Source organism: Variovorax sp. P4_B11 (assembly GCF_056402355.1).
Genome location: NZ_JBFUHO010000004.1, coordinates 105632 through 124310 on the forward strand (window position 1 = coordinate 105632; position 18679 = coordinate 124310).

Below are 18679 nucleotides of genomic sequence, written 5' to 3' on the forward strand. Positions count from 1 at the left end.
TTTAAGCACTCCATGGTGGTTGCGAAGGCGTCATGTCACCAAAAGAAATTGAACCAGCCCGACTCGATCTCACGGTCGAGGGTCGCGGCGGGTCGTTTCTGGACATGCTTCAGCAAGCCTCGCCGGTCCCCGGAGCGCAGTTGCTGGGCTCGGGCTTTCGACCGCTGCCCGGAACCAGCGTGCTTGATGGCCGATTCAGCATCCTGCGCCAAATTGGCGAGGGCGGCATGGGGGTGGTGTTTGAAGCCTATGACGACCTCAGGCGCAGCGCCGTCGCGATCAAGACCCTGAGTTGGCTCGACCCGGGCAGCGTCTACCGGCTGAAGAACGAGTTCCGCTCGCTGGCCGACATGAATCACCTGAACCTGTGCCGTCTGCACGAGTTGTTCAGCGACGAGGGCTGGTTCTTCAGCATGGAGCTCGTCGACGGCGAGCGCTTCAACGAGTGGGTGCGCCCTGACGGGCGGCTCGATGAGCAGCGTTTGCGCGCCGCCCTGAAACAGTTGCTGCAGGGCGTGGTGGCGATCCATGGCGCCGGCATGCTGCACCGGGACCTGAAATCGTCGAACGTCCTCGTTCAAAAGGACGGGCGGGTCGTGATCCTGGACTTCGGCTTGGTCGTGGACTGGCATGCCCGCGCGGCCGGGCGCCCGGCGGTCGAAGTCGGCTTCAGCGGCACACCCGGCTACCTGGCACCCGAGCAAACTTCGAGCGCGGCGAATTCGGCTCCGACGACCGCCAGCGACCTGTACGCGATCGGCTCGATGTTGTTCGTTGCCCTGACCGGCAGGCTGCCGTTCGAAGGGCCGCTCAGTGCCGTGCTCGAGCTCAAACGGCACCAGGCCGCACCCCGCGTGCACAGCCTGTGTGCGGACGCGCCGCACGACCTTGCCAAGCTGTGCGATGCGCTGCTGCAGCGCGACCCCGCAGCGCGGCCCGATGCGGCCCAGGTGCAGGCAGCCCTTGACCGGGCGGACGCGCCAGGCCAAGTGGCCCCCGTATCGGGCCCTGCACACGCGGAACTGAGGGGCATGGCGCTCCGGGCCGACATCCTGCTCGGACGCGAGAGCGAAATGGCCGCGCTGCACGCCGCCCATGCGTCCATGCTGGCCGGCCGTCCGGTCGTGATGTTCGTCAGCGGCGAATCGGGCATGGGCAAGAGTGCGTTGTTGCATGCGTTTCTCGACCAGGTGAGAGGCAGTGGACGCTCGGTCGCGCTCGAGGGGCGCTGCTACGACCGTGAAAGCGTGCCTTTCAAGGCCTTCGACTCGGTGATGGACGAGCTCAGCAGCCACCTGCACGGGCTGTCGCGCGAAGAAGCCGGCGATCTGATGCCGCGCGAGATGTACGCCTTGGCCCGTCTCTTCCCCGTGCTCGAGCGTGTCGACGCCGTGGCCCAGGGGCCGAGGAAGGTCATCCCCGATCTCCAGGAATTGCGGCTGCGCGCGTTCGCCGCGCTGAGTGAACTGCTCGGACGCATGCGCGACCGGCGGCCGTTGGTCATCTTCGTGGACGACCTGCAATGGACCGACAGCGATTCGATCGTCGTCTTCGAGTACCTGTTGAGCCAGCCCGAACCGACGCCGTTCCTGTGGGTGGCGACGCACCGCAGCGAAGGCGCCAAGGACAACGCGCACTTGCAGCAAATCCTGGGTATCGCAGCCAAAAGTCCGCGGGTGGAGTGCCGTTCTCTGCATGTGGGCCCACTGCCGCCGGCAGTTTCGGTGCTATTGGCGCAGCGCCTGCTCGGTTCGGCCAGCACCGCGGACTCCGCGTCGATCGCGGCCGAGGGCCGAGGCAGCCCCTTCTTCGTCGGTGAACTGGTTCGCCAGGCGCTCTCGGCCCGGCTGACGGGGGTCGGTCCGACCGCGCTCACGCTGGGCCAGACCGTGGACAGGCACGTCGGCCTGCTGCCTGCGAAGGCGCGCGATGTGCTGAATGTGCTGGCAGTGGCAGGGCGCCCGATGGCAGCGCAGTTGGCCGTGGATGCCGCCGATGCGACGCATGAAGCCCTCGACGCCTTGTTGTTCGAGCGGCTCGCACGCACCGCAAGGGTCAGTGCGCACAGTCGCGTGCTGGAGTGCTATCACGACAAGATTCGCGAGTCGGTGGCCGACGCCTTGGCCCCCGATGCCCTGCGCCGCATACACGCCCGCCTGGCCGAAGCGCTGTCCGCGCAGGAGGACTCGGAGCCGGAGCACCTGGCGTTGCACTTCCATGGTGCCGGGGACAGCCAGCGTGCCAGCGTCTACTACGAGAAGGCGGGCGATGTCTTTGCAGCCGCGCTGGCGTTCGAGTTCGCTTCCCGCCAGTATCGACAGTGCCTGGACCTCATCGGTGCCGACCCTGCGCGGTTCCGGCATGTGCAAGTCAAGCTCGCCGCGATGCTGGCATCGATGGGCAACAGCCGCGAGGCCGCAGAGGTCTATCGCGCTGCGAGCATCGGTGCGCCGCCGCAGGAAGCGCTCGAACACAAGCGCGCAGCGGCGCATCTGCTCAGCACCAGTGGCTTTACCGACGAGGCGCGAGTCCTGTTGGGCGAGGTGCTGGCCGCCATCGGCCTGTCCATGCCGCGGTCGCCACGGGCAGCGATGGCCGCGGCGCTGGCTTCGCGCTTCCTGCTGATGTGCAGAGGTCTGAAGATCGACCCAGGCGCAGTACCCGGACCCGGCGATCAAGCCCGGCTGGGCGCGATGTGGTCGGTGGTCCAGGGCTCGGTCGGCAACAATGCCTTCGTGATGGTCGACATGGCGGCCCGCTATGCGCGGCTGGCCCTGAACACGGGCTCACGTGCGCATGCGGCGCGGGCCCTGACCATGGAGGCCTACATGGTCAGCCTCGATGGCCTGGGCACGCGCGCAAAGACGGAACCGATCATGCTGCAAGCCGAGCGTTTGGCCAGTGAGGTGTCGCAGAACGAATTGACGGGATGGGTTCGGCAAATTCGCGGCTGTGTGCTGGCTCACGAAGGTCGGTTTGCCGAAGCCCAGCCGGTACTGCAAGATGTCCTGGAGTGGTTGGGCTCTCAATGCACGGAGGTGCCGTTCGAGTTGGCCGGCACCCAACTCTACTGCGTGAATGCGGCGAATCATCTTGGCGACTATGCCCAGACCTCGACCACAGCGCCTGGCATTGTCGAGAACGCCTTGCGACGGGGCGACCAGTATCTGGCTTGCGGCGTGGTCGGTTTTGCAGCGCCTGCCTTGCTGGCGCACCGCGGTCTTGCCGACGCGGGCCGGCGGCTCGGCCAGGCCAAGGCCAGCTATCAAGTTCAAAGCATCTATCAATGGGCTGACTACCTGATCCTCTTGGCCGATCTGAACCTGGCGCTTTACGAGGGCCAGCCGGCGCGAGGCGTCTTGCTGGCAGCGCAACAGTGGTCGGCGCTTGAAAAATCGCAGCTCCTGCGCATGAAGACTGCGTTCGGGTTGATGAGTTATTACCGAGCCGGTTGTGCACTGGCTGCCGCGCGGCAAGGCTCGACGGACGTCGCCGAAGCTCTGGAGATTGCCAGAACGACTGTCAGGCTGATGAACAAGACCCGCCTGCCCCACCTGCCCGGTTGGGCCGCGGTGCTTGAAGCTGGCCTGGCGTGCGAAAAGCGGCAACCGGCTCGGGCGGCAGAGTGGCTGCAGGCTGCGACAGTGACCTTCGACGCCACGGGATTGAAGCTGTACAGCGCCGCCGCGCGGCGCAGGCAGGGGCAATGGATGGGCGGCGAGGCAGGCCGCGCGCTGGTGATGGCTGGAGAGGCCGTCATGCACAGCCAAGGCGTGATCGACGTCGAAGCAACGACCGAGATGCTGGCACCGGGATGCCAGCCAGGGGCTCTCTGACAACCCACGAGCCACGCTGGTTGCGCACGGCCGGCGCTAGATGCTGATGCTGTTGGGTACCCTGGACGGCAACTGGAAAAGATAGGGAATCGGCCGTTCGAGGTTGCGCTGGTGGATCGTGATCTCGGCCTGCGCCAACGCCGCCTGAAAGGCCTCGAGAGCCTTCTGGGCCGGGCGGTGCGCGAAGTGCGGGTATTGCGGGTTGCCGGCGTAGTGCCCCAGCGCGTCGAACTGGATGCTGCTGAGCAGGTACACGAACGACACCGTGTACAGCGCGACGTCCAGCGGCGGGAACCACTCCAGGCACTTCGTCTCGTCAGCGATCAGGTCGTCGCGCGTCGGCGCGGCTTTGTAGATCGCCGCGGCCACGCTGGGCGCGAAGCCCGCGAAGGGATATTGACCGTAGTTGACCGACGCGTGCAGAGGGCCTGCGGTGTAGATCATCTGCGCGACGACTTCAACGAGTTGGTCACGGGTGTTCAGCGTCTCGGGAAAGCCCGGCAGATTGCCGTACTGGGCGGAGCCAAGTTCGTCCACCCAAGCCTTGAGTTCCCGGTCGGTACTGACGGCGTGGTCGTTGGTGTAGTAGATCGCCACGTAGCCGGCGACGAAATCCTTGATGGCCTTCCACAGCAGCAGCGTGTCGTCGCGAAACGGGTAGGCCGTCAGCCGGTCTACGCCGCGCAGGGAAAAGATCTTGTCCGGGCTGTTCTCGCCCCAGCGCCAGGCCATGCGCGCGTCGTTGACCATCTGCAGCGTCCAGGCGATGTTGGCGCCGACGTTGGCGGCCACCACGCCACCCGGGACGATGAGGTTGTGTGCGGCGCCATCGTTGATGCTGATGGTGAACCGCAGATGCGGTTCGAGCAGCTGGAACAGCGGGTGTTCCTTTGCCAATTGGCGGTGCGTGGCCACCGCGACGGCCTCCATGATCAAGTGGCAGTCCCCGAGATGGGCGACCGATTCGTGTTGAATCGCGCAGGCCACGTTGACGAAGTACTTGGCGATTTTCCACTTCAGATGATTGGCATCGTTCGCATCGAAAACATCGTTCGGGCTGAAGATGGCTGAGTCCGGGGTCTGCCCCAACTGGATCGCGATGGGCTGCAACACGCCGGCCTGGCCTTTCCCGTAGGCCGGCGGATAGCCCTCGGGGGGTGACTCGTTCCAATAGAACAGGGCGATGGGCGACGGCAGGTAGCGGTGCCTGCCGTGCAGGCAGCTCTCCTTGGGTTCCAGCTTCCCGTCGCCGATCAGGGCGGCGTAGTCGCAGGCGTAGAGCTTGCCGGCGCTGATCATCTCGGCCAGCGAATGAGTGGTGGAGCCGTCTCGGCTCAGGACTTTCACCGTCTCGGGGATCGTCATTTTTGCCTTCAGCTCGCTCCACGCCAGGGCCTTGCTGCCGGTCACCTTGTCATGCGCGACGCGGCGCAAATTGGTGGTGTTGAAGCCGGCGAGTTGCAGATAGCCGAAGAACCAATCCTGCTCGCAGGGCCTGTCTGGCCCCCGCATCCAAGCCTTTTCGTCGATCGCCATCATCTGGGGCTTTGGCAGCGTGGCGGTCAGTTTCTCGTAGTCCGACTCTTCCTTGGCCTGAAGCTGGTCCGGCCGCAACATGTCGAACAAGGTCGACTTCAGAATCGCCGTAGGTCCTTCTTGAACCGCCTCGACGGCGGCTGCAAACATGCCTTCGACCAGCTTTTGAACATCAATCTTGAGAAGGAGCAAGCCAAGCGCACCCTTGACGTCCAAGTCGGCCTTGATTTCATGCTCCAGCAATCTGCGCACATTCACGGCGAAGTTCTCGGCGATCTCCGCACTGGTCTGCGCGACCAGCGCGTTGTAGGCGGCGCTGAACTCCTCGCCAGGCGGCACGCCCGCGCACATCGGCACTTCCTCGAGATGGGGGTAGCTTCGAACGTAGTTGTAGGCCGTGCGGGCCAGCGACAGCTGCGCCTCCCGTTGCGCCGCGTTGTCCGGAACCGGCAAGGTGGGAATGGGTACGGTCATCGCTGGCATGAGGGGTTCTCCGGGTCCGCAGACGGTTTGAAAGGCGCAGTCGGCAAGACTAACGGCTCGGTGGACATTTGCGTGGAATTAAAGCCAGGCCCGGCCCGCCATCCCATGCGCGGACCGGCCGTGCCGTACAGTCCCGGCCTCAGGTGCAAGCTAGGAGCAGGCATGTTCGATGGGTCGAGGGCAGAGAATTCCGGCGACTTCCTGGCCGAGTTGGCGCGGCTGGGCGAGACGCGTACCTGGGAGCCTGGTGCCTCGGTGGTGACCGAGGGCGACATGGCCGACTGCATGTATCTCATCCACGAAGGCGAGCTGCGCGCGTTCGTGGCCGGGGACGGCGGGCGCGTGGTGGAGCTCAATACGCTGCACGCGGGTGAGCTCTTCGGCGAGCTGATGCTCAGTGGTGAACTGCGCTCCGCCACGGTGCAGGTCACCACGCGAGCGCGGCTGACGCGCGTGACACGGGCCGATGCCGAGCGCGTGCTGGCGCAGCGGCCCGAGCTTGCGTTTCAGTTGATCCAGCGCCTGGTGCAGCGCGTGCGCACCCTGACGCGCACGGTGGGCCGCCTGGCTTCGGTGGACGTCTACGGCCGGCTCGTGGGGCTCTTCGATGCCTTGGCGGTCGACGACAAAGGCCTGCGCGTGGTGCCCGGGCCGTTGAGCCAGCAGCGCATCGCCGAGCGCGTGGGCGCTTCGAAGGCGATGGTCAACCGGCTGCTGACCGACCTGGCCAAGGGTGGCTACATCGAAGTCTCGCGCGAGCGCATCGTGCTGCTCAGAAAGTTGCCGCCGAAGTGGTGAGTCACTCGTAGACGGAAACGTAAATACCATGACTAGCTAGACCTTGGTGTCAGTGGCTGCAGCCTGTGGAGTTTGCGCCCACGGCGTGGGAATGAAAAGCGAGACTGCCTCCGCTTTGGCCAAGGTGCGAGCCAGAAAGACAGAGATCGTTGACGTCGCCCTCCTCCACCTCGAATTCGGCCACCTTCCAGTCGGCCTCGACCTTGGCGAGGCCGGCGCTCATGCGCTGTCGAAACTGCTCGCGGTCCAGCCCCAGAGTTCGCTCGGGGACCTGATGGGCTTGAGAGGTGGGGGCTCCTGAATTTCGAGCCCGGCGGTGTCCTGCGCCTTTGAAGCAGGCTCGCCTTTTGCATCTTTGGGTTGCTTTGCCGATGCGACCTGCTCGCCCTTCGGATTCTCGGGAAGCAACGCATCGGCTACCAACAGGCAGAGCATCGGACCACTATCGTCCCGAGCAGGAGACGCTTGCGCGATGGCACTTCGCCAGTCTTGCGATCTCGCGCGAAGGACGGGTGAACCAGGCTCACGATTCCCGCCCCGAAGAGCACGACGGCGAAGACGGCCAGCAGGCCGCCAATGAACGACCCCATTTCTTCTACTCCCAAGATTCTCGTCAGGCTTGTGAGGCGCGCATCTCCGTGACAGCAGAGATGCCGCGCCGCCTCTATCTACAGTTCCAGCAAATTCGCGATGTTGCCTACGGCCCGCGCGGCCTACAGCAGCCGCGCGCTCGAGCTGCGGAAAAAGCGGCGCGGCGGCGCAGCCAGCCTGCCCAGCGACTACCTCTTCATCACGAAGAACGGCAGGCCTTGCGGGAAGGAATCGTTCAAGCGTTTGTGGCGCGTGGTGCGCACGAAGCTGAAGCTCGAGGCGCGCGAGTCAAAAACCACCGGATTTGTCACGCGCAAAGAAAAACGGCCTGCGCCTTGTGGGCGTAAGCCGTTGATCTATCTGACGATTTTGGTCGGTGTGAAAGGATTCGAACCTTCGACCCCTTGCACCCCATGCAAGTGCGCTACCAGGCTGCGCCACACACCGAAGCTCTCAATTATAGCCGCCAGATTTCAGTGACTCGAGCCGAGCAGCTCACGAATTTCAATCAGTTCGCGCCGCAACTGGACCAACTGCGACAGATCGATGGTCCGGCCGGATGCCCCGGCACTCTCGGGCACCTCCATGTCGTCCTGCAGCGCCGCGTCGAACTCCTCCTGGTCGATCTCGATCGCCTCCATGCCTTCGAGCGGGATCTCGCCCGCCTTGCGGCGGTCGCGCTCGGACTGGACCAGCTCCTGCAGCTTGTTGCGCGCACCGCTGATCGTGAAGCCCTGGTCGTAGAGCAGGTCGCGAATGCGGCGGATCATGAGCACCTCGTGGTGCTGGTAGTAGCGCCGGTTGCCGCGCCGCTTCATCGGGCGCAGTTGCGTGAACTCCTGCTCCCAGTAGCGCAGCACATGCGGCTTGACGCCACAGAGCTCGGCCACCTCACCGATCGTGAAGTAGCGTTTGACGGGGATCGGCGGGAGGGTTTTCTCCATTGAAATCAAGACAGTGCGAGCGAAACCTCATAGGTTACTCCACCGCCGCACGGAGCACCAATGTTATTCGGCGCCCAGGCTCCATTCGACCTCATGTGGGGCGGCGTCGCCGATGCTTCCGTGAATTTGTTCCTTCAGCTTGGCGCTCGCGTGGAAGGTCGCCACGCGCCGCTCGCCGATCGGAATGGCCTCGCCGGTGCGCGGATTGCGCCCGGGGCGCGGCGCCTTGACGCGGATCTGGAAGTTGCCGAAGCCGGAGATCTTGACGTCAGTGCCCTCGATCAGGCTGTTGGCGATCAGGTCGAAGAAGGCTTCGACCATGTCCTTGGACTCGCGCTTGTTCAGGCCGATCTGCTCGAACAGCAGATCGGCCAGGTGCGCCTTGGTCAGCGCCGGTGTTTCGAGGGCCTCGAGCGTGAAATCCATGGCGTTCATACCCGCAGACGGGCACCGAGCCGGGCGCCGAGTTGATCGATGATCTTGCGCACCGCCGCTTCGACCTGCTCGTCGGTCAGTGCGCTGTGGCTGCTGAAACTGAGGCGAACCGCCATGCTCTTCTCGCCCACTGCAAGGCCGCCGCCGGCGACCGTGCCATCGCGGGCCACCGCCGGGCGATAGATATCGAACAGCGAAAGCTCGCTCAGCAGGCTGGCGTCGGAAGCGGCGCGGATGACGCCCATCAGCGCGTCGTGCGTGACCGACTCGGCCACCACCACCGCCAGGTCGCGCTCGACCGGCTGCAGCTTGGGCACCGGCTTGGCGACCGGCACCGGACGCGCCGTGACCGCATCGAGCTCCAGCTCGAACAGGATCGGCGCCTGCGCGAAGTCCCATTTCTGGCGCCAGCGCGGATGCAGCTCGCCGACGACACCGATCGCGCGGCCGTCGAGCAGCACGCGCGCCGCGCGTCCCGGGTGCAGCGCCGGATGCTCAACCGGCTCGAAGGTCGGCAGGCGCGGGGCCAGCAAGGCCTCGACGTCGCCCTTGATGTCGAAGAAATCGACCCGTTCGGCCTTGCCTTCCCAGCGCCCTTCCTCGGCATCGCCCCAGGCCAGGCCGGCCACCCGCATCGGCTGGTGGATGCCCTTGACGGTGCTGTCGGTGGTGACGACCGTGGCGTCGCGCAGGAACACGCGGCCGAGCTCGAACACGCGCACCTGTGTCGCCTTGCGGTCGAGGTTGAACTTGAGCACCTGCAGCAGCGAGCCGAGCAGCGACGAGCGCATCACGCTCATCTGGCTGGCGATCGGGTTCAGCAGCTTGATCGGATCGGCATTGCCGGCGATCTCCTGCTCCCAGTGGGCCTCGACGAAGCTGAAGTTGATGGTCTCCTGGTAGCCGAGGTCCGCCAGCCGGTAGCGCACCGCGAAGCGGCTGCGCTCCGCCTCGGGCCGCAGCCGCGCGGTGATCGGCGCCAGCGGCGGCGTGGTCGGGAGATTCTGATAGCCGACGAGGCGCGCCACCTCCTCGATCAGGTCCTCCTCGATCAGCAGGTCGAAACGATGCGGCGGCGGCGTCACGACCAGCGTGCCATCGCCCTCCTCCAGCGGCAGCGACAGGCGGCGCAGCGCGCCGGCGCAGTCGGCCTGGGTGAGCGGCATGCCGATCACGCGCGCCGCACGGGCCACGCGCAAAGTGACCGGCTTCGCTTCGGGCAGCCGCAGCGTCCGGTCGTCGATGGCGCCGGCCTCGCCGCCGCAGATCTCGGTCACCAGCCGCGTGATGCGCTCGATGATCTCGACGGTGCGGCTCGGGTCGACGCCGCGCTCGAAGCGGTGCCCGGCATCGGTCGAGAAGTTGAAGCGGCGCGAACGGCCCTGGATGCTTTCGGGCCACCAGAAGGCCGCTTCGATGTAGATGTTGCGGGTGTCGTCGGAGACCGCCGTGGCGTCGCCGCCCATGATGCCGGCCAGCGACTCGACCTCGCGCTCGTCGGCGATCACGCCGACCTTCTCGTCGACCGTGACGGTGTTGCCGTTCAACAGCTTCAGCTGTTCGCCGGCCTTGCCCCAGCGCACCGTGAGGCCGCCGTGGATCTTGTCGAGATCGAAGATGTGGCTGGGCTGGCCGTACTCGAACATCACGTAGTTCGAGATGTCGACCAGCGGCGTCACGCTGCGCTGACCGCAGCGGGCCAGCCGGTCGACCATCCAGGCCGGCGTCGCGGCCTGGGTGTCGACGCCGCGCACGATGCGGCCCGAGAAGCGTCCGCACAGTTCGGGCGCTTCGACCTTCACGGCCAGCTTGTCGGCGAAGGCCGCCTTCACCGGCGCGATCGCCGGCTTCTTGAGCGGCGCGCCGGTCAGCGCCGCGAGCTCGCGCGCGATCCCGTAGACGCTCAATCCATGCGCGAGGTTCGGCGTCAGCTTGAGGGTCAGCAGCGAATCGTCGAGCTTCAGCACCTCGCGGATGTCGGCACCGATCGGTGCATCGGCGGCCAGCTCGAGCAGGCCGCCATGGTCCTCGCTGAGCTTGAGTTCGCGCGCCGAGCACAGCATGCCCTGGCTCTCGACGCCGCGCAGCTGGCCGAGCTTGATCAGGAAGGGCTTGCCGTCCTCGCCCGGCGGCAGTTCGGCACCAACCAGCGCCAGCGGCACCTTGATGCCGACGCGCGCGTTCGGCGCACCGCAAACGATGCTGAGCAGGGTGCCCTGCCCGGCATCGACCTGGCACACGCGCAGCCGGTCGGCGTTCGGGTGCTGGACGGCTTCCTTGATCTCGCCGACCACGACCTTGCTGAACGGGGGCGCCACCGGCCGGCGCTCCTCGACCTCGAAGCCGCCCATCGTGAGCGTCTCGGCCAGTGCTTCGCTGCTGAGCTGCGGGTCGCAGAATTCGCGCAACCAGGACTCGGGGAATTGCATCTCGTCGATCTCGTTGTAGCTGTGTTTACTGGAACTGGCTCAGGAAGCGCAGGTCGCCGTCGAAGAACAGGCGCAGGTCGTTGACGCCGTAGCGCAGCATGGTGAGCCGGTCCGGGCCCATGCCGAAGGCGAAGCCGATGTAGCGCTCGGGGTCCAGCCCCATGTTGCGCACCACGTTCGGATGCACCTGCCCCGAGCCCGCGACCTCGAGCCAGCGGCCGGCCAGCGGGCCGTGCTGGAACTGGATGTCGATTTCGGCACTCGGCTCGGTGAAGGGGAAGAAGCTGGGCCGGAAGCGCAGCACCAGGTCATCGCTCTCGAAGAAGGTGCGGCAGAAATCGGTGAAAACGACCTTCAGGTCCTTGAAGCTCACGTTCTCGCCCAGCCACAGGCCTTCGCACTGGTGGAACATCGGCGAGTGCGTGGCGTCGCTGTCGACGCGATAGGTGCGGCCCGGCGCAATCACGCGGATCTCGGGCGCCTTCACGGTGCCGGTGGTGTCGGCTGCCGCGGCCTCGAACTGCGCGGCGTATTTCTTGACGTGCTGGTTCGCGTAGCGCACCTGCATCGGGCTGGTGTGCGGGCGCAGGTTGTAGGGCACGCCGTCCTCGCCGTCGATGTCGACGTAGAAGGTGTCCTGCATCGAGCGCGCCGGATGGTTCGGCGGGTTGTTGAGCGAGGTGAAACTGTGCCAGTCGCTCTCGATCTCGGGGCCATCGGCGACATCGAAGCCCATGCTCGAGAAGATCGCCTCGATGCGCTCCATGGTGCGGCTCACCGGATGCAGCCCGCCGGCCACGCGGCGCCGGCCGGGCAGCGTGACGTCGAGCGCCTCGGCCCGCAGCTGCACCGCGAGCTCGTCGTCGGCCAGTTGCTGGCGGCGCTCGGTGAGCGCGGCCTCGATCGCCTGCTTGGCAACGTTGATCTGGGCGCCGCGCGACTTCTTCTCGTCGACGCCGAGTGCCGCCATGCCCTTCATCAGTTCGGTGATACGGCCGGACTTGCCGAGGAACTGCGCCTTCGCGTTCTCGAGTTCGGCCGGGACCAACGCTGTGGCGAAGGCGGCGCGTGCGGTGTCGACCAGGGAGTCCAACTCGTTCATGGAGAAATTCTTCGAGATCAAAAAGAAGACGGGCGGGCAAGAGCGATGAAAAAAGGGCTGGAGCCCTTTCAAGCGCCAGCCCTTGACGTGGGCGCAGGCCGCAGTCCGGAGACCGCCACCTGCTTTGCAGGATCAAGCAGCCAGCTTGGCCTTGACCTGCTCCACGATGCCGGCAAAAGCGGCCTTGTCGTGCACGGCGATATCGGCCAGCATCTTGCGGTCGATCTCGATTCCGGCCTTGCGGATGCCATTGGCGAACTGGCTGTAGGTCAGGCCCAGTTCACGCGAGGCGGCGTTGATACGCGCGATCCACAGTTGACGGAACACGCGCTTCTTGGTGCGGCGGTCACGGTAGGCATATTGGCCTGCCTTCATCACCGCCTGCTTGGCGATGCGGAAGACATTGCCGCGGCGACCGCGGAAACCCTTGGCGAGTGCGAGAACCTTCTTGTGGCGGGCGCGAGCCGTTACACCACGTTTGACGCGAGGCATGTGTGTACTCCTTGTTCGTCTGGATTAAATGCCGCTGCCGGGCAACATGGCGGCCATCGAAACCATGTTGGTCTCGTGAACTGCCGTTGCACCCCGCAGGTGACGCTTGTTCTTGGTGGTCTTCTTGGTCAGGATGTGACGCTTGAAGGCTTGACCGCGCTTGACGGTGCCACCGGGACGAACGCGGAAACGTTTTTTCGCGCTGCTCTTGGTCTTCATTTTGGGCATGTGAATGCTCCTTTAGTTTGTGCTCGTGAGGCGCCGCGGAAACTCCACGGGCTTGTTGGCCCCGAGACACTTCTTTATCTCGCTGTGGCCTTCACCCGAGGGCGAAGGCCACAGCGAAATCCTTCGAAAACTGGCCCGCCCAGGCGGGCGACGACTCAGACCGCCGCCGGAGCGGTTGCCGGCGCGGCTTCGGCCGCCGGCTTTGCAGCCCCACCCGCCTTCTTGCGGCCCGGCGCGATCATCATGATCATCTGCCGGCCCTCGAGCTTCGGGAACTGCTCGACGACGATCAGGTCGGCGAGTTCGTCACGGATGCGCTGCAACAGCGCCAGGCCGAGCTCCTGGTGAGTGATTTCACGACCGCGGAACCGCAGCGTGATCTTGCACTTGTCACCCTCTTCAAGAAAGCGCCGGATGTTGCGCATCTTGATGTTGTAGTCACCATCGTCAGTACCGGGCCGGAACTTGATTTCCTTGACCTCGATGACCTTCTGCTTCGACTTCGCCTCGGCCGCCTTCTTCTGCTCGTGGTACTTGAACTTGCCGTACTCGATCAGCCGACAGACGGGCGGATTGGCCGCCGCGACGACTTCGACCAGGTCGACGTCTTGTTCACCAGCCAGGCGCAAAGCCTCGGCAAGACTCACTACACCCAATGGCTCGTTCTCGGGCCCGATCAGGCGGACTTCCGGGGCCATGATTTCCCGGTTCAGGCGGTGTTGGCGTTCCTCGCGGTGGCGGCGGTCGCGAAATGCAGTAGCGATGGTCAGAATCCTTCAAACAATTTGCCACATTTCTGTAGCGAACACCGTCGAATCCACGCCCACAAGCAGCCTGATCAAAAAAATCAGCCCTTGAATCCGGTCGAATTCAAAGCTTGTGTTGGATGTCGTGGGCGATCTTTTGAGAGAAGGCCTCCACCGACATGGCACCGAGGTCAACATTGCCCCGGGCGCGCACTGCGACGGCACCAGCTTCCTTCTCCTTGTCGCCTACGACCAGGATGTAGGGAAGCTTTTGCAACGAATGCTTCCGTATTTTATACGTAATCTTTTCGTTGTGCAGGTCGAGCGAGACTCTAAGCCCTTGATTCTGCAGCGTTTTGGCAACTTCCGCGGCGTAATCGGCCTGGTTTTCGCTGATATTGAGCACCACCACCTGTGTCGGAGCGAGCCACGCGGGCAGCGCGCCGGCATGGTGTTCGATCAGCATGCCGATGAAGCGCTCGAGGCTGCCGACGATCGCGCGGTGCAGCATCACCGGGTGGGCGCGGCCGCTGGATTCCGTGACGTACTCGGCGCCCAGGCGTTCGGCCATGTTGAAGTCGACCTGCATCGTGCCGCACTGCCAGTGGCGGCCAATCGCGTCGCGCAGCGTGTACTCGATCTTGGGGCCGTAGAACGCGCCCTCGCCCGGCGAGATGACGAACTCCACGCCCGAGCGTCGCAGCGCCTCCATCAGCGCGTTCTCGGCCTTGTCCCACAGCTCGTCGGAACCGATGCGGTTGTCGGGCCGCGTCGCGACCTTGTAGAGGATGTCCGTGAAGCCGAAATCGGCATACACCTTGAGCAACTGCGCCGTGTAGGCCACGCACTCCTCGAGGATCTGGTCTTCCGTGCAGAACACGTGGCCGTCGTCCTGCGTGAAGCCGCGCACGCGCATGATGCCGTGCAGGCCGCCCGACGGCTCGTTGCGATGGCACTGGCCGAACTCGCCGTAGCGCAGCGGCAGGTCGCGGTAGCTGCGCAGGTCCGACTTGAAGATCAGCACGTGGCCCGGGCAGTTCATCGGTTTCAGCGCGTAGTCGCGCTTCTCCGACTCCGTCGTGAACATGTTCTCGCGGTAGTTCTGCCAGTGGCCCGTCTTCTCCCACAGGCTCTTGTCGAGGATCTGCGGGCCCTTGACCTCCTGGTAGCCCGTCTCGCGGTAGATCTTGCGCATGTACTGCTCGACCTGCTGCCAGATCGACCAGCCCTTCGGGTGCCAGAACACCAGGCCCGGCGCGGCCTCGTCGATGTGGAACAGGTCGAGTTCCTTGCCGAGCCGGCGGTGGTCGCGCTTCTCGGCCTCCTCGATCCGCTTGATGTAGTCGTCGAGCTGCTTCTTGTCGGCCCAGGCCGTGCCGTAGATGCGCTGCAACTGCTCGTTCTTGGCGTCGCCGCGCCAGTAGGCGCCGGCCAGCTTCGTGAGCTTGAAGACCTTCAGGAAGCGCGTGTTCGGCACGTGCGGGCCGCGGCACATGTCGACGTATTCCTGGTGGTAGTAGAGGCCCATGGCCTGCTCGTCGGGCATGTCCTCGACCAGCCGCAGCTTGTAGTCCTCGCCGCGGGACTTGAAGACGTCGATGACCTCGTCGCGCGGCGTCATCTTCTTGATGACGTCGTAGTCCTGCGCGATCAGCTCGCGCATGCGGGCCTCGATCGCCGCCATGTCCTCGGGCGTGAACGGGCGCTCATACGAGATGTCGTAGTAGAAGCCTTCGTCGATCACCGGGCCGATCACCATCTTGGCCGTCGGGTAGAGCTGCTTCACCGCGTGGCCGACCAGGTGGGCCGTCGAGTGGCGGATGATCTCCAGGCCCTCGTCGTCCTTGGGCGTGATGATCTGCAGCTTGGCGGAGTGGCCGATGATGTCGCTGGCATCGACCAGCCGACCGTCGACCTTGCCGGCCACCGTCATCTTGGCCAGTCCGGGGCCGATGGCCTTGGCAACGTCGGCCACCGAAACCGGGCCGGGAAACTCGCGCTGCGAGTTGTCGGGAAGCGTGATCTGGATCATGGAAAAACCTCGACGAGAAATAAAAAAAGCGCGGTCGTGGACCGCGCTTGGCTCTGGTTCATGGGCTGGAGAGATTTCCAGCGTGCGCGGCCTACCGGCCTTTTCCTTCGGGGAAAAGACCGCTCGTTGCGTGCGGTGTAGTTCGCGGTGTCATAACCAGGGTGCCTTTCTCGCTCTTGTGGGTGCTGAGACTGAGGCGCAGATTCTATCCGCTGCGCCGATCAACGCGCCGGCGCGGCATTCTTCAGGCCCAGCACGTCGATCTGCTCGATCGACGGCGGCTTGGCGAACAGGTCCGGCGCCTTCGCCATCAGGGCCTGGGCGATCGGCCCGGCCAGATGAGCCTGGCGCCCGGCCTCGTCCTCGAAAGCATCGAAGATGCCGAAGGTGCTCGGCGACAGGCGCAGCGCGAACCAGATCGGCGTGGTCTTCTCGTCCCGCGCCATCGCCAGGCCGGCTTCGAGGAACTGCTGGACTTCGGTTTCCTTGCCCGGCTTGGCTTCGAGGCGGGCGAACAGTGCGTACTTGATCATGAGGGTCTCCTGTGACTGCGGTTGCGCGGGATTGCGTCGACCTGCCATGAAACTCTAGGCCCGGGCTCGGCTTTGTCCTATTGGCATTTTTGACATCTTTGATATCGTTATTGCCATGAAAATCGACGTCCTCGCGCTCGACGGCGTGTTCGACACCGGCCTGGCGACGGTGCAGGACGTCTTCGGCACCGCCAACGAACTGGCCGGCATGCTCGGCCTGGAGGCGGGACCGCCTTTCGACGTCGCGCTGGTCGGCATGCGCCGGAAGGTGCGCACCGCGCAGGGGCTCGGCGTGCCGGTGCTGCCTGCCGGCCCGGCACGCACGCCCGACTGGACGGTGATCCCGGCGATCGGCGAGAAGACGCCTGACGGGCTCCAGGCCGCGCTGCGGCGCCGCGACATCGCGGACGCCACGGCCGCGCTGCGCGCGCAGTCGGCGCGCGGCGTCCGGATCGCCGCGGCCTGCATCGGCACCTTCGTGCTCGCCGAATCGGGCCTGCTCGACGGCCAGAACGCAACCACCACCTGGTGGCTGTCGACGCTGTTCCGCCAGCGCTACCCGGCGGTGCGGCTCGACGAGTCGCGCATGCTGGTGAATTCCGGCGCCTTCGTGACCGCGGGTGCCGCGCTGAGCCATGTCGACATGGCGCTGCTGCTGGTGCGCCAGGCCAGCCCCGAGCTGGCCACGCTGGTGGCGAAGTACCTGATCGTCGACTCGCGGCCCTCGCAGTCGGCCTACGTGATCACCGACCACCTGAGCCATTCGGATCCGACCGTCGAGCGCTTCGAACGCTGGGCCCGCGGCCGGCTGGCCGAAGGCTTCTCGCTCGACGATGCGGCGCTGGCCGCCGGCACCAGCAAGCGCACGCTGGCGCGCCGCATGCAGCAGGTGCTCGGCAAGACGCCGCTGTCGTACTTCCAGGACCTGCGGGTCGAGCGTGCGGTGCACCTGCTGAAGACCAGCGACAAGAGCCTGGAGCAGATCGCGACCCTGGTCGGCTACGCCGAGGGCGTCACGCTGCGTGCGCTGCTTCGCCGGCGCCTGGACAGGGGTGTACGCGACCTTCGCATGGCCGCCGACTGAGACCCCCACGCTCGTCACTGCCCGCAGACAAAAAAATCCCCGCGTGATCGCTCACGCGGGGATATGAATCAGAGACCCTCGGGTCTTAGTGGAACTGTTCTTCCTCGGTCGAACCGGTCAGCGCGGTGACGCTCGACTTGCCGCCCTGGATCACGGTGGTCACTTCGTCGAAGTAGCCGGTGCCGACTTCCTGCTGGTGCGACACGAAGGTGTAGCCGCGGTCGCGGGCCGCGAACTCGGGCTCCTGCACCTTCTCGACATAGGCCGACATGCCGCGCTTCACGTAGTCCTGCGCCAGGTCGAACATGTTGAACCACATCGAGTGGATGCCGGCCAGCGTGATGAACTGGTACTTGTAGCCCATGGCGCCGAGTTCGCGCTGGAACTTGGCGATCGTGGCGTCGTCGAGGTTCTTCTTCCAGTTGAAGGACGGCGAGCAGTTGTAGGCCAGCATCTTGCCCGGGTGCACCTTGTGCACGGCCTCGGCGAACTTGCGGGCGAACTCGAGGTCGGGCGTGCCGGTCTCGCACCACACCAGATCGGCGTAGTAGGCGTAGGCGATGGCGCGCGAGATCGCCTGGTCCATGCCTTTCTTGGTCTTGTAGAAGCCTTCGGCGGTGCGCTCACCGGTCAGGAAGGGCTTGTCGTTCTCGTCGTAGTCGCTGGTCAGCAGGTCGGCGGCTTCGGCATCGGTGCGGGCGATGACCAGCGTCGGCGTGCCGCAGACGTCGGCCGCCATGCGCGCGGCGATCAGCTTCTGCACCGCTTCGGTGGTCGGAACCAGCACCTTGCCGCCCATGTGGCCGCACTTCTTGACCGAGGCGAGCTGGTCTTCGAAGTGCACGCCGCCGGCGCCGGCGCGGATCATGGCCTTCATCAGTTCGAAGCCGTTGAGCACGCCGCCGAAGCCGGCTTCGGCATCGGCCACGATCGGCGCGAAGTAGTCGACATAGGCCTCGTCGCCCGGGTTCGTGCCCTTGGACCACTGGATCTCGTCGGCGCGGCGGAAGGTGTTGTTGATGCGCTCGACCACGGTCGGCACCGAGTCCACCGGGTACAGCGACTGGTCGGGGTACATCGAGGCGTAGCTGTTGTTGTCGGCGGCGACTTGCCAGCCCGACAGGTAGATCGCCTTGACGCCGGCTTTCACCTGCTGCATGGCCTGGCCGCCGGTCAGGGCGCCGAGGCAGTTGACGTAGGGCTCGTTGTTGACCAGGTCCCACAGCTTCTCGGCACCGCGGCGGGCCAGCGTGTACTCGATCGGGAAGGAGCCGCGCAGGCGCACGACGTCGGCCGCGCTGTAGCCGCGCTTGATGCCCTTCCAGCGCGGATTGGTCGCCCAATCCTTTTCGAGGGCGGCAATCTGCTGTTCGCGGCTCAGTTGTTCTGTGATGGTCTGGGGCATGGTCA

Annotated in this window: 17 protein-coding genes and 1 tRNA gene; 4 read left to right on the plus strand and 14 right to left on the minus strand. The window is 65.3% G+C overall.

The features are described 5' to 3' along the window. Positions 1–32 precede the first annotated feature (32 nt). Positions 33–3836 (plus strand): serine/threonine-protein kinase, encoded by a 3804-nt coding sequence (locus AC1DYD_RS06030; protein ID WP_478171843.1) that lies wholly within the window; start codon positions 33–35, stop codon positions 3834–3836. Between the two features lie 36 nt (positions 3837–3872). Here AC1DYD_RS06030 and AC1DYD_RS06035 read toward each other — a convergent pair whose 3' ends face one another. Then, a complete protein-coding gene (locus AC1DYD_RS06035; RefSeq protein ID WP_478171844.1) occupies positions 3873–5723 on the minus strand; it encodes a lipoxygenase family protein in 1851 nt (616 codons plus the stop codon). Between the two features lie 294 nt (positions 5724–6017). Between AC1DYD_RS06035 and AC1DYD_RS06040 the strand changes: the two genes are divergently transcribed. Then, on the plus strand, positions 6018–6653 hold the full coding sequence (locus tag AC1DYD_RS06040) for a Crp/Fnr family transcriptional regulator (protein ID WP_478171845.1): 636 nt from the start codon (positions 6018–6020) through the stop codon (positions 6651–6653). Positions 6654–6702: 49 nt separating this feature from the next. Here the strand turns inward: AC1DYD_RS06040 and AC1DYD_RS06045 are convergent, their stop codons facing one another. Together AC1DYD_RS06045 and AC1DYD_RS06050 are read right to left on the minus strand one after the other, a co-directional pair. Beyond that, the gene (locus AC1DYD_RS06045) at positions 6703–6876 is read right to left on the minus strand and encodes a hypothetical protein (RefSeq protein WP_478171846.1); all 174 of its coding nucleotides are present in this window, start codon (positions 6874–6876) and stop codon (positions 6703–6705) included. Next, the gene (locus tag AC1DYD_RS06050; protein ID WP_478171847.1) at positions 6873–7088 is read right to left on the minus strand and encodes a hypothetical protein; all 216 of its coding nucleotides are present in this window, start codon (positions 7086–7088) and stop codon (positions 6873–6875) included. Before AC1DYD_RS06050 ends, AC1DYD_RS06045 begins: the two co-directional genes overlap by 4 nt. Before the next feature lie 77 nt (positions 7089–7165). Here AC1DYD_RS06050 and AC1DYD_RS06055 point away from each other — a divergent pair, with 77 nt between their 5' ends. Then, positions 7166–7591 (plus strand): hypothetical protein, encoded by a 426-nt coding sequence (locus AC1DYD_RS06055; RefSeq protein ID WP_478171848.1) that lies wholly within the window; start codon positions 7166–7168, stop codon positions 7589–7591. A gap of 23 nt (positions 7592–7614) precedes the next feature. On the opposite strand, the gene AC1DYD_RS06060 is transcribed toward AC1DYD_RS06055, so the two are convergent. The 10 genes from AC1DYD_RS06060 to AC1DYD_RS06105 form a co-directional block, all read right to left on the minus strand. Beyond that, positions 7615–7691, minus strand: a tRNA-Pro gene (locus AC1DYD_RS06060). A gap of 26 nt (positions 7692–7717) precedes the next feature. Continuing rightward, complete coding sequence (locus AC1DYD_RS06065) at positions 7718–8188, minus strand: MerR family transcriptional regulator (RefSeq protein ID WP_478171849.1); 471 nt, start codon at positions 8186–8188, stop codon at positions 7718–7720. Between the two features lie 63 nt (positions 8189–8251). Continuing rightward, on the minus strand, positions 8252–8623 hold the full coding sequence (locus tag AC1DYD_RS06070) for an integration host factor subunit alpha (protein WP_478171850.1): 372 nt from the start codon (positions 8621–8623) through the stop codon (positions 8252–8254). Continuing rightward, the gene (gene pheT, locus AC1DYD_RS06075) at positions 8620–11052 is read right to left on the minus strand and encodes a phenylalanine--tRNA ligase subunit beta (protein ID WP_478171851.1); all 2433 of its coding nucleotides are present in this window, start codon (positions 11050–11052) and stop codon (positions 8620–8622) included. Before pheT ends, AC1DYD_RS06070 begins: the two co-directional genes overlap by 4 nt. Before the next feature lie 25 nt (positions 11053–11077). After that, positions 11078–12154 (minus strand): phenylalanine--tRNA ligase subunit alpha, encoded by a 1077-nt coding sequence (pheS, locus tag AC1DYD_RS06080; protein WP_478171852.1) that lies wholly within the window; start codon positions 12152–12154, stop codon positions 11078–11080. Between the two features lie 132 nt (positions 12155–12286). Continuing rightward, positions 12287–12646: a 50S ribosomal protein L20 gene (rplT, locus tag AC1DYD_RS06085; RefSeq protein WP_012747009.1), complete on the minus strand. Its 360-nt coding sequence runs from the start codon at positions 12644–12646 to the stop codon at positions 12287–12289. A gap of 24 nt (positions 12647–12670) precedes the next feature. Beyond that, on the minus strand, positions 12671–12874 hold the full coding sequence (gene rpmI, locus AC1DYD_RS06090; protein ID WP_028253491.1) for a 50S ribosomal protein L35: 204 nt from the start codon (positions 12872–12874) through the stop codon (positions 12671–12673). Between the two features lie 155 nt (positions 12875–13029). After that, positions 13030–13647 (minus strand): translation initiation factor IF-3, encoded by a 618-nt coding sequence (infC, locus tag AC1DYD_RS06095; RefSeq protein ID WP_478172019.1) that lies wholly within the window; start codon positions 13645–13647, stop codon positions 13030–13032. 97 nt (positions 13648–13744) lie between these two features. Further along, positions 13745–15652, minus strand: a complete 1908-nt coding sequence (gene thrS, locus AC1DYD_RS06100) for a threonine--tRNA ligase (protein WP_478171853.1) — start codon at positions 15650–15652, stop codon at positions 13745–13747. A 221-nt stretch (positions 15653–15873) separates the two neighbouring features. Then, positions 15874–16185, minus strand: a complete 312-nt coding sequence (locus AC1DYD_RS06105) for a putative quinol monooxygenase (protein ID WP_478171854.1) — start codon at positions 16183–16185, stop codon at positions 15874–15876. A gap of 115 nt (positions 16186–16300) precedes the next feature. Between AC1DYD_RS06105 and AC1DYD_RS06110 the strand changes: the two genes are divergently transcribed. After that, positions 16301–17269, plus strand: a complete 969-nt coding sequence (locus AC1DYD_RS06110) for a GlxA family transcriptional regulator (RefSeq protein WP_478171855.1) — start codon at positions 16301–16303, stop codon at positions 17267–17269. Positions 17270–17354: 85 nt separating this feature from the next. Here the strand turns inward: AC1DYD_RS06110 and aceA are convergent, their stop codons facing one another. Then, the gene (gene aceA, locus AC1DYD_RS06115) at positions 17355–18674 is read right to left on the minus strand and encodes an isocitrate lyase (protein ID WP_478171856.1); all 1320 of its coding nucleotides are present in this window, start codon (positions 18672–18674) and stop codon (positions 17355–17357) included. Positions 18675–18679 lie beyond the last annotated feature (5 nt).